Genomic DNA, 11,600 nt, shown 5'->3' on the forward strand with positions numbered 1-11,600 from the left:
TGCTTCTTGCCGCCGGATGACTTGGAGCGTCTGACGAGCAAGTCCTTCAGATACCGGCCGGTGTAGCTTTCCTTGGTGGCGGCGACGTCTTCCGGCGTGCCGGCTGCCACGATCTTGCCGCCGCCGTCGCCGCCTTCGGGGCCGAGGTCGATGATCCAGTCGGCGGTCTTGATGACCTCCAGGTTGTGCTCGATCACCACCACCGTGTTGCCGGCGTCGGCCAGCTCGTGCAGCACCTCGAGCAGCTTCGCCACGTCGTGGAAATGCAACCCGGTCGTCGGCTCGTCGAGGATGTAGAGGGTGCGTCCCGTCGCGCGGCGGCTCAATTCTTTCGACAGCTTTATGCGCTGCGCCTCGCCGCCCGAGAGCGTCGTTGCCTGCTGGCCGATGTGAATGTAGCCGAGGCCGACGCGGGCCAGGGTCTCCAGCTTGTCGCGGATCGGCGGCACGGCCTTGAAGAATTGCGCGCCTTCCTCGACCGTCATGTCGAGCACGTCGGCGATGGACTTGTCGCGGAAGGTGACCTCGAGCGTCTCGCGGTTGTAGCGCTTGCCCTTGCAGACGTCGCAGGTGACGTAGACGTCGGGCAGGAAGTGCATCTCGATCTTCAAGACGCCGTCGCCCTGGCAGGCCTCGCAGCGGCCGCCCTTGACGTTGAACGAGAAGCGGCCCGGGCCGTAGCCGCGCGCCTTGCTCTCGGGGAGGCCTGCGAACCAGTCGCGGATCGGCGTGAAGGCGCCGGTGTAGGTGGCCGGATTCGAGCGCGGCGTGCGGCCGATGGGCGACTGGTCGATGTCGATCACCTTGTCGAGCTGCTCCAAGCCTTCGAGCTTGTCGAACGGGGCGGGGTGCTCGCGCGCGTTGTTGAGCTTGCGTGCCACGGCCTTGAAGAGCGTATCGATCAGCAGCGTGGACTTGCCGCCGCCCGAGACGCCGGTGATGCAGGTCAGGAGCCCGAGCGGAATCTCGGCGGTGACGTTCTGCAGGTTGTTGCCGCGGGCGCCGGTGACTTTGAGCGTGCGCTTTTTGTCGAAGGGACGGCGCTGCTTCGGAAGCGAAACCTGGCGCTCGCCGGAGAGGTACTGGCCGGTCAAGCTCTTCGGCGCCGCCATGATGTCGTCGGGCGTGCCTTGCGCGATGATCTCGCCGCCGTGGACGCCGGCGCCGGGGCCGATGTCGACCACGTGATCGGCGGTGAGGATGGCGTCCTCGTCGTGCTCGACGACGATGACCGTGTTGCCGAGGTCGCGCAGGTGCCGGAGCGTGCCAAGCAGGCGGTCGTTGTCGCGCTGGTGGAGGCCGATGGATGGCTCGTCGAGCACGTAGAGCACGCCGGTCAAGCCGGAGCCGATCTGCGATGCGAGACGGATGCGCTGGCTTTCGCCGCCCGAGAGCGTGCCGGAGGAGCGGGAGAGCGTCAGGTATTCGAGGCCGACGTCGTTGAGGAACACCAGGCGCTCGCGGATCTCCTTCAGGATGCGGGTGGCGATCTCGGTCTGCTGCTTGGTGAAGGTCTTGGGGATACCGGCAAACCAGTCGTTGGCGGTCTTGATCGACATGTCGCCGACCTCGCCGATATGCTTGCCGCCGATCTTGACCGCGAGCGCCTGCGGCTTCAGGCGATAGCCCTTGCAGGCCTCGCAGGGCTTTGCGTCCTGGTAGCGCGACAGCTCCTCGCGCACCCAGTCGCTGTCCGTCTCCTTGAAGCGGCGGGCGATGTTGCCGATGACGCCTTCGAAGGTTTTCTCGGTGGTGTAGTTGCGGGTGCCGTCCCAGTAGGTGAACTTGATCTCCTCATCGCCGGAGCCGAACAGGATGGCGAGCTGCACGTGCTTCGGCAGGCGCTCCCACGGCGTCTTCATCGACACCTTGTAATGCTTGGCGAGGCTTTCGAGCGTCTGCTCGTAGTAAGGCGAGACGGCACCGGTCTTGGCCCACGGGTAGATGGCGCCGTTTTCAAGGCTCAGCGAGCCGTCGGGGACGACCAGCTCGGGCTCGAAGACGAGCTCGGTGCCGAGGCCGTCGCATGTGGGACAGGCGCCGGCGGGGGCGTTGAAGGAGAACAGGCGGGGCTCGATCTCCTCGATGGTGAAGCCGGACACCGGGCAGGCGAAGCGGGCCGAGAACGTGATGCGCTCGTGGGTCTCGTTCTTGCTCTTATTGGCGCCTTCCGTTTCTTCTTTCGCGAGCGGCTTATCGGCCAGCTCGGCGAAGACAATGCCGTCGCCGAGCCCGAGTGCGGTCTCGAAGCTGTCGGCTGCACGCTTGGCGATGTCGGGGCGCACGACAAGGCGGTCCACGACGACGTCGATGTCATGCTTGAACTTCTTGTCGAGCTTGGGCGCGTCGGGAATCTCGTAGAAGGTGCCGTCGATCTTGACGCGCTGGAAGCCCTTTTTCTGAAGCTCGGCCAGCTCTTTCCTGAACTCGCCCTTGCGGCCGCGGGCGATGGGAGCCAGCAGGTAGAGGCGGGTGCCATCGGGCAGCGTCATGACGCGGTCCACCATCTGCGACACGGTCTGGCTCTCGATGGGCAGGCCGGTTGCGGGCGAGTAGGGCACGCCGACGCGGGCGAACAGCAGGCGCAGGTAGTCGTAGATTTCGGTGACGGTGCCGACGGTCGAGCGCGGGTTCTTGCTGGTGGTCTTCTGCTCGATGGAAATGGCGGGCGACAGGCCGTCGATGTGGTCGACATCCGGCTTCTGCATCATCTCGAGGAACTGGCGGGCGTAGGCGGACAGGCTCTCGACGTAACGGCGCTGGCCCTCGGCGTAGATGGTGTCGAAAGCGAGCGACGATTTGCCGGAGCCCGAAAGCCCGGTGAAAACCACCAGAGCGTCGCGCGGGATCTCCAGGTCGACGTTCTTCAGGTTGTGCTCGCGGGCCCCCCGGACGTGGATGGTCTTCATCAGCTCGGAGCCGGAACGGGAGGGGGCGGATTTCTTGGGCGGTTTGCTCATGGAGCCCTACGTAGCGTGCCGTCCGGGCGGCGGCAATGCAACCCAACGGCGCGGGGGACATTCTGGGGTGGACGGCGGGATATAGGGGTACGAACGGCGGGTTTGTAGGGGGGCGGACGGCCGGTGCCGGCGCAAAAGTGCAACCGGTCCAGGGCCTCCGCGCGGTGCCATACCGTTACATACTTGGAGCGACGGCATCGGCCAGGCATCGTTGCGGGGCCGGGCGATCCGCATGTGCGCGAGCCGCGTGACTTCCCGGACACGCTCCCCACTTCAGATCCCGACGTGTGACCTTGCGGTCTGCGGTCCCCGCAGCCTGCGCGGCTCGATCTGCAACCAAGAACTTGGAGGATCCGTCATGATCAAAGTGCTGACAGCCGCTCTTGTCCTTGGCCTCGTGGCTGCAGCCGCCGTGACGGTTTCCGCTGCTCCGCGCAAGGCGTGCACTCACGCCACGAAATCCTATCTGCCGTGTCCGACGATCCCATCCCGCCCGGCGGAACCGGGCGGTGAGCACGCGGAGGGCGTCGATGAGTTCGGCCTGAAACGTCCGGTGCCCTCCGATGAGGCGTGCTGCGCTGCACCCTCAACACTGGCCCTGTGTCGCCGCCGACACATGGCCGTTCATTCGTCCGAAAACGGAGTTGCGCGCCTTCTAACACGTCATCCATCGCCCTACGGTGGAGCGGTCAGCGTGGAAGTTGGAGTGTTGCGTACCATGCCCAGGAACGTGCCGAAGACCGGCGTCGTGCTCTGCCTATCTCTCGTCAGCGCCTCCGCGCAGGCCGAAATCGGTAGCCCGACGAAGCCCGGCGGGGTCTACGTCTCCGTTGAAGGCGGATATCACAACGCCGACGCCCCAACCGTTTCGACCACCCAAGGCGAGACCACAGTGATCAACGGGACACCAGGAGCGGTGTCGGGTGCCGCGAGTGCAAACGCGACAACGGCAGCCGCAGCGAACGTGGCGGTTGCACCTGGGCGCGTTGTGCTTGGAGCCATGGCGGTCGGAAATCCGCGGGTCGAGGCCACCGCTGCGAGCGGCACTGAATCTGCAACAGTGCGAGTGGGGCCACTTTTCGACGCAAGCCGCTTCCTGGCTGTTGACGATGGCGGCTATGTGGGGGGCACTGTCGGTTATTCCTTCACGGCACCGTTGCTCGGTGTTGTGAGCAGGATCGAAGCGTATGCAAGCCGCACCGGGTCCGATGCGGATCAATCGCCGAACGGCGCCCTTGGGTTGCGCAGCGTGGACAACGTTGCGGCGATCGCCATTGCGGCGGCTCCGGTCGAGGACTTGCAGGTCGACGTCACGCAAGACCTGACCCTGACGGAATTCGGCCTGCGCCTGAAGTCGGACCAGAAGATCGGGGGCGCGACAGTCACGCTCGGAGCGGAGCCGTTCTATATCCGCTACGACCAGAGCACGCGGACATCAGGCGTGGCAGATCTTCTGGATGCCTCGGGTTCACGCTCGTCGGACGTCGAGAGCGATATTTTCGGCGTCCAGGTCGCGGTTGAAGGCGCCGCGCCACTGGGTGGTCCGTTCAGCATTCTCGGCCGGGCCTCCGCCGGTCTCTACAACATCGACACGGATGCCGAGTTCAGCAGCTCGTTCGTGGTACCTTCCTTGTTCGGGACCGGGATCTACGACGCGCATGTCGCGGATTCCGACACGCGCACCGGCTATCGTCTCGGCGCGGAAGCCGGTGTCCGCTATGCCCTCAGCGGGACGGCATGGCTGTCGGTCACCGGCGCGGTCGACTATCTCAGCGAAACGCCGACGGCGGTTCTTCCCACCGCGGCCGCAGATGCGCCGGCTTCGATCGCCTTCGACGATCTCCTCGATTGGCGGGCGGGGGCGAGGCTTACGTTCGCCACGCCGTAGCGGTCTTCGCGCGTCAGAACATGCCGTCAAAACCTTTGCAGCGCTCCTGGGTGCAGCCGAGCCAGCGCGTGCGCGTGACGTCGCGTTTGCAGTCGGGACCCTTGGTGATCCAGGTGCAGCCGACGAAGCGACAGGCGGCCATGACGCAATCGTCAATGGTGCAATCGCCGCCCATGTTGCAGAGCTCGAAGCGGCAGTCGATGAACTCGCAGTCGACGAACGTGCAGCCGCGGAACGAGGTGGCGGGGAAGCGGCAAGCCTCGAAGCGCGTGCGGGCCACGAGCGCGCAATTGAAATGTCCCCAGTAGAAATCGCTGCTGGTGATGACGCAGCTTTCCATGACGCCGTCGAAGCTCAGCCCTTCCAGGGTGGCGGCGTCGATGGTCGTGCGGCGGATCACGCAATCGCGCCACTCGTCGGAAAATGCGCGGGGCGGGGGATGATCCTCGTTGAACAGCTCGTCCTCGATCAGCATGTCACCGGCTCCCGACAAAGGCGATCTGGCGGCGACGCGTCCGCGCCGCTGCCAGCGCAACGTCTTGCTCTAGAGCGCGCCGCGAAAACCCACGGCGTTGCGAATGTTGGCGTCCCTCAGCCACAGGCTCAGCCAGGCGATCACCGCCAAGATTATAGCGAAGAGCTGAGGCGGCGATCCGATCTCACCGATTCTCAGGTGCGTGCAGATGGCTCCGCCTGCGAAGGCGGTTATGAGAATGGCGCCGATGGTGGCGGTTCTCGGGATCGCAAAGAGGACGGCGCAAACAAGCATGATGCCACCGAGGAGCGGCGACAGATCCGGCGGGAATCCGACCTCGGCCTGAACCCCGGCGAGGAGATGAGGGGCGAAGAGGTTCACAGCTGCATCGACCAGAAGAAACACGACGACGAGTGCCGAGAGGCCAAAGCTTATCCAGAGCGTGGTGCGGGAAGGTACGGCGTCCGCCATTCTTGAGTCTCCAAACGACTGATTGCTGACAGTCCGCGGTGACCTAGCAATGGTCAAGCGTCGCGGCTGTTACGGGCGTTACGCCCGGCCGTGGCGCCTAACGTCGTCGGGTTTCATGGCTTGCGTGATGCGGGCTTGACGGAGGTCAAGGCGTTTCGGACCGGCCCGGGCGATAGCCCCTGATCGTGTGATCAGGGTATCTCCATGGCGAGAATTGCGATCATCGTCGGGCATCCGCGTTTGGGTACGTTTTGTGCGGCGCTCGCGGAGGCCTACCGAGGCGGAGCCGAGGAAGCCGGCCATGAGGTGAAAACCATTGAGCTGGCGGTGCTGACGTTCGATCCCATTCTGCGCGAGGCCTATGTGCGTGTGCAGCCGCGCGAGCCCGACCTCGAAACGGTCTATCGGGACATCCGCGCCGCCGATCATCTCGTTTTCGTCTTCCCGCTCTGGCTCGGCGACATGCCGGCGCTTCTCAAGGGCTTCCTCGAGCGAATCCTGCAGCCGGAGCTGATCGAGCCGGCCAAGACCGGCAAATTCGTGCAGGTGCTCAAGGGAAAGTCGGCGCGGGTCATCGTCACGATGGGCATGCCCGGCTTGATCTACCGCTGGTGGTTCGGAGCTCACGCGGTGAAGCTGCTCGAGCACAATATCCTGCGCTTCATGGGCGTCGCTCCGGTGCGGGTGACAATCCACGGCTCGATCAAAGCGGTGAGCCGATCCAAACGCGAAGGATGGATCGCGGCGGCACGCGACCTCGGGCGCCGCTGCGCGTGAGGGCATGGATCTCGTCTGTTGCGCCAGTCCGGTTGCTTCGTTGCAATCAGGCGGTGCGGCCGATCAGGCGGCCGAAGGCGATGAGAACGAGGCAGAGTACCAGGAACGCGACCGTCATGCCGCCGGCGTTGATCAACGTCCTCTCCAGGCCGATCTCGGACACATTGACGAACGGATACGGATAAAATCCGCTCCAGGAGCCGTGCCAGAGGGTCCAGCCCATATAGACGAGGGGATAGACGAGAGCGGCCAGCGCCGTCGTCCATGCCACGCCGCGCTTGGGCACGAACAGGAGCCAGTCTAGGGCGAAGAGCACCGGCGTGACGTAGTGCAGGCTGACGTCGGCGATCCATTGCCAGCCCTGCGGGTTCCAGAGGTCGCGCAGGATCATATGGTACACCACGCCGACGACGATGATGTAGGTGGCGATGGCGGTGCGGACCGACGGGCGATCGAAAAACGATCCGGGTGCGAGGACGGACGCGGTCATGGCGACGGCGGCGATGATGTTGGTCAGGATCGTGAAGTAGCTGAAGAAGTTGATGGTGCGGTTTATCGGATCGGGGCCGATGTCTCCGGTGATGACCAGCCAGTACTGGAGGATGACCGCGAACCAGCCAATGGCGGCAGCGATGGCACGGAGAACGGTGGACATGGGCTCCCCCCCGGATTATTCGCGACGTTGCGGCGTTCCCGGCGCCGTACGTGGAGACTAGCAAGGTCTGCAACGGGCGTCGATGACGGGAAGGGATGGGATGCGGCGGCGCGCGACAATAGCAGGTTGTCGCGTCGCGGCGTGAAGGAGGTCTTGTCATAGCACGACGCGCAGGTCCACACTCGGCGCCGCTTCTCCACGAACACAAGGAGGCGGCGCGTGGCTTGGTCGTTGATTGGGAAACACCTCGATCGAAACTGCAGGGCCTGCGCTCGACGTCGCGGAAGGCAACACGGCTCCAGCACGATTGCCATGACGTGCGGGCGGCCTGCACGGGCGCAGGTTCAACGCGATCTGCGCGCCGCACTCCTTGCAACGATCATCGCGACGGTGCTTGCAACGGTTTCAAGCGCGCAGGACGGCGCCGATCTTTCGACCCTTTATCAGCAGGTCATCGGGTGCCTCCGTGCCGGCAGGTTCGCCGAATGCGTGCCGAAAGGCGAACGCGCGCTCAAGCTTGCCGAGCAGCAGCTCGGACCGGACTCCACGGACACCGCGACGTTCGCAAACAATCTGGCGGAGCTCTATACGGGTGCGGGCCGCTATTCGGATGCGGAGCCGCTCTACAAGCGGGCCTTGCAAAGCTATGAAGCCGCGCTCGGGCCCGACCATATGGCCGTCGGTTCGGTGCTGAACAATCTGGGCAACCTGTATCAAGGGCTTGGCCGCTTTCCGGATGCGGAGGCCGTCTACAGGCGCTCGTTGAGCATCCGCGAGAAAAACCTTGGACCAGGCCACCCCGAACTTCGGCAATCGCTCAACAATCTCGCCAGCCTTTACGAGAGCACAGGGCGTTTCGAGGAGGCTGTTTCCGCATTCGAGCGTTCCTTGGCCATCGGGCAGGCGACCGGAACGAGCGAGGACTACGAAGGGGCGATCACGGTCGAGAAGCTGGCGCTGCTCGCCAATCGGCTCGGACGCAAGGAGGCGGCGGAAAAGCTGATGCGCCGCGCCATCGAGCTGCTCGAGAAGATCCTCGGTTCCGAGCATCCGGACGTCGCCACCTTGATCGCCAATCTCGGCACGCTCTATCTCGGACAAGGCCGTTGTGCCGAGGCCGCGCCGCTCTACGAGCGGGATCGCGCCATTACTTATGCCATCCTTGGGAAAGAGCATCCTCGTCTTGCAACCACTCTCGGCAACATGGGGAGCTGTGATTATCTGCAACGCAACTGGTCCGCCGCGGCGGCGAAGCTCGCAGAAGCGACACGGATCGTCATTACAAACCTGCGGCGCGAGTTGGGCAGTGGCGGAAACTCCGACGATGACAGCCTGCGTGCTCAGTCGCAGGGCCAATTCGTGGCCCGCGTGAGAGCGCTGCGCCGGTTTTTCGAGAGCACGGGCGCAGCCGATAGCCTGCCTGCCGCATTCGAGATGGCGCAGTGGGCTCAGTCATCGCGGGCCGGACGCGCCGTCGCACAGATGGCGGCTCGATCCGCTGTTACGTCACCGGAGCTTGCCGGGCGCGTGCGCGAACGGCAGGACCTAGTCGGAGAATGGCGGACGAAGGACAAGATCCTGATCTCAGCCAGAACCCAAGGGGCGGACAGCAGAAATGCCGCCGCCGAGAAGGCGCTCGCGGATCGCCTCGCCGCGATCGATTCCCGAATTGCCGAAATCGACGCGCGTCTCGCAACCGATTTCCCCGACTACGCATCGCTGACCAACCTGGAGCCGCTTGCGGTTGCAGATGTTCAGTCGCTTCTCAGGGACGATGAAGCGCTGCTGCTTTTCCTCGACACCGGCGCGGTGAAATTCGACTCGCCCGACGTCGCGCCGCTTCCGGAGGAGAGCTTCATCTGGGTCGTGACGAAATCCGAAGCGCGATGGACACGCTCGGACCTCGGCTCGGAATCGCTCGAGCGCGAGGTCACGGCGCTGCGGTGCGGGCTCGACGACGGGGCATGGGCGGGTGAGGGGCTTGCCAAATGCAATACGGAGCTCGCCCGTGATGCAAAAAGTTCGCGGCCCGAGACGCTGCCTTTCGACCACGCCCGCTCTTTCAGGCTTTACACGGCGCTTCTGGGAGAGGCCAGCGACCTTATCAAAGGCAAGCAGCTGCTCGTTGTGCCATCCGGACCATTGACCCGGCTTCCCTTCCAGGTGCTCGTGGCGGCGGCGCCTCCCGCTGGGGCCGACGGCGGCAAGATCGCCTGGCTTGTGCGCGATCACGCCATCACCGTGTTGCCGGCCGTGGCGTCGCTTCAGGCCCTGCGGGCGAGTGCCGGCGCAAGCACGGGTAGAAAATTTATGATCGCCTTTGCCAATCCCGGGCTCGAGGGCGACCCGAAAAATGGCCAGGACGTCCTCGATGCGAGCATTGCGGCGTATCACCAACGCTGCGGGTTGCCGCGGTCGCCGGAAGAGGACCTGCGTGAAAAGATCCGTATGGCGGGACTTGGAGTTGAGGAGACCGTCGCAGAGATCAAACGCTTCAAACCGGTGCCGGGGACGGCCAAGCTGGTCTGTGACATCGCCGCGGATCCGGCATTCGCGAACAGCGAGGTGCTCCTCGGGCGCGCTGCCACGGAAGCCGCGCTGCGTAACCTCAGCACGTCCGGCGGGCTGGCGGATTTCCGGGTCGTGCAATTTGCCACCCATGGCGTGACCGCGGGGCAAGTCGTGGACCAATCGGAGCCCGGGCTCATCCTGACGCCGCCCGCCAAGCCCGAGAGTGAGGCCAACGACGGGTACCTCTCGGCGTCCGAGGTCACCGAGCTCAAGCTCGACGCGGACTGGGTGATCCTGTCGGCATGCAATACGGCTGCAGGAAGCGGCGGTGACGGAAAATCGGATGCGACGACAACCGGCGAATCCCTTTCGGGGCTCGCTCGCGCGTTTATCTACGCACAGGCTCGCGGTCTCATCGTCTCGCACTGGTCGGTCAGGGAGGAGGCCGCCGTGGCCCTGGTGACATCGGCCATGCGGCGCGTCGGAAAAGGCGATGTCAGCGGAGCGCAAGCGCTGCAAGGCGCCATGTTAGAGCTTGCGGATTCGACTGACCCGGGGCGTGCGCACCCCTCCTATTGGGCGCCGTTTTTCGTGGTCGGCGGTGGTGGTGCGTCGGCGCGCTCACCGGGCCCGTGATGCGGTCACGCGAGCGGGGCGGTCCGGTAGAGCGTCACGCGGAGGCTGCCGTGGGGGACCGGTGCGACGGGGGGCTCGAAGGGAAGTCCCGTTGCCTTGGCAAGCGCGCTCTCGCTCGTGAGGAGGCCAACGCGCCAGCCGGGGAACCTGTCGAGCAGCGTGCGGCCGATGGCGCGGTACAAGGATCTGAGCTGCTGCTTGTCGCCGATACGGGTGCCATAGGGCGGGTTGATGATGACGAGGCCTGGTGGTCCGTCCGGTGCCGCGCACTCGGTGATGGTGCGCTTCTGAAATTCGGTCAAGGCGGCGACACCGGCGCGCTCGGCGTTGGCGCGGCTCATGGCGATGGCGTTGGCGTCGCGATCACTGCCATAGAAGCGGATGGGTGGCGTCGTGGCGGATGCGCTTCTGGCGTCGCGCAACTTCTGCCAGGCGTCGGCGTCGAAGGTCGCAAGCTGCTCGAAGGCGAAGAAGCGTGCGCGGCCCGGCGCGAGCCCGGCGGCGATCTCCGCCGCCTCGATGACGAAGGTGCCGGATCCGCACATGGGATCGACGACCGGCTCGCGCCCGTCATAGCCGCACTGGCGCAGGAACAGCGACGCCAGCGTCTCGCGCAAGGGCGCCTTGGCGACGGCCTCCTTGAAGCCGCGCTTGTGCAAGAGATCGCCTGAGGTATCCACGCTGATGGTGCAGAGGTCCTTCTCGATGCGCGCGGCGATGGTGAGGCCGGCGTCAGGCGAGACCGGTGCGGCGCGCGCGTTGCGGACGGCGTTTTCGATGCGCTCCGCCGCGGCGCCGGAATGGTAGATGCGCGAGCGCGCGCAGGTTGCCTCGACGCGGATGGGGACGTCGGCGCGCAGGATGTCGCCCCACGGCACACGCCGGGCGCGCTTCTCGAGATCGTCGAGTGCCGTCACCCGGAAAGCATCCAGCCGCGCGAGCACGCGGCTTGCCCCGCGCATGACGAGGTTGGCGCGCCAGACATCGTGCCAGCGGCCCTCGATCCTGACGCCGCCCGGAACGGCCTTCGGTGCGCGGAAGCCGTTGGCTTTGGCCTCCTCGCACAGCACGGGCTCGAGGCCGGGAGCGGTGGCCAGGAAGATCTCGAAATCGCCGTTCGGTTTCATGGCGCGTGCATATCGGGAAGGCTAGCGTGTATCGAGATCTTTTTTGCGGTGCGACGCCGATCTCGCACGGCGTTGCGATCGGGATTGCCGTTCGCGCGGC

8 protein-coding genes are annotated in these 11,600 nt (G+C 65.2%); 3 read left to right on the forward strand and 5 right to left on the reverse strand.

Going from position 1 to position 11,600, the window contains the following annotated elements:
* On the reverse strand, positions 1 to 2,909 hold a 2,909-nt coding region (gene uvrA, locus QZV93_RS17030), incomplete at its 3' end, for an excinuclease ABC subunit UvrA (RefSeq protein WP_295559877.1).
* Between the two features lie 769 nt (positions 2,910 to 3,678).
* On the opposite strand from uvrA, the gene QZV93_RS17035 reads away from it, so the two are divergent.
* Complete coding sequence (locus QZV93_RS17035) at positions 3,679 to 4,848, forward strand: hypothetical protein (RefSeq protein ID WP_295559866.1); 1,170 nt, start codon at positions 3,679 to 3,681, stop codon at positions 4,846 to 4,848.
* A 13-nt stretch (positions 4,849 to 4,861) separates the two neighbouring features.
* Here QZV93_RS17035 and QZV93_RS17040 read toward each other — a convergent pair whose 3' ends face one another.
* Entirely contained in the window at positions 4,862 to 5,323 is a 462-nt protein-coding gene (locus tag QZV93_RS17040) for a pentapeptide repeat-containing protein (protein WP_295559868.1), read from the reverse strand.
* 69 nt (positions 5,324 to 5,392) lie between these two features.
* On the reverse strand, positions 5,393 to 5,794 hold the full coding sequence (locus QZV93_RS17045; protein WP_295559870.1) for a DoxX family protein: 402 nt from the start codon (positions 5,792 to 5,794) through the stop codon (positions 5,393 to 5,395).
* Between the two features lie 204 nt (positions 5,795 to 5,998).
* Here QZV93_RS17045 and QZV93_RS17050 point away from each other — a divergent pair, with 204 nt between their 5' ends.
* Entirely contained in the window at positions 5,999 to 6,571 is a 573-nt protein-coding gene (locus QZV93_RS17050; protein ID WP_295559872.1) for an NAD(P)H-dependent oxidoreductase, read from the forward strand.
* 46 nt (positions 6,572 to 6,617) lie between these two features.
* On the opposite strand, the gene QZV93_RS17055 is transcribed toward QZV93_RS17050, so the two are convergent.
* Entirely contained in the window at positions 6,618 to 7,226 is a 609-nt protein-coding gene (locus tag QZV93_RS17055) for a Pr6Pr family membrane protein (protein WP_295559873.1), read from the reverse strand.
* 312 nt (positions 7,227 to 7,538) lie between these two features.
* Here QZV93_RS17055 and QZV93_RS17060 point away from each other — a divergent pair, with 312 nt between their 5' ends.
* Positions 7,539 to 10,373: a CHAT domain-containing tetratricopeptide repeat protein gene (locus QZV93_RS17060; protein ID WP_295559875.1), complete on the forward strand. Its 2,835-nt coding sequence runs from the start codon at positions 7,539 to 7,541 to the stop codon at positions 10,371 to 10,373.
* 5 nt (positions 10,374 to 10,378) lie between these two features.
* Here the strand turns inward: QZV93_RS17060 and QZV93_RS17065 are convergent, their stop codons facing one another.
* Positions 10,379 to 11,500 (reverse strand): class I SAM-dependent RNA methyltransferase, encoded by a 1,122-nt coding sequence (locus QZV93_RS17065; protein ID WP_295559876.1) that lies wholly within the window; start codon positions 11,498 to 11,500, stop codon positions 10,379 to 10,381.
* Between the last annotated feature and the right edge of the window lie 100 nt (positions 11,501 to 11,600).

This window comes from uncultured Hyphomicrobium sp. (assembly GCF_902826555.1).
Taxonomy (GTDB): Bacteria; Pseudomonadota; Alphaproteobacteria; order Rhizobiales; family Hyphomicrobiaceae; genus Hyphomicrobium_C.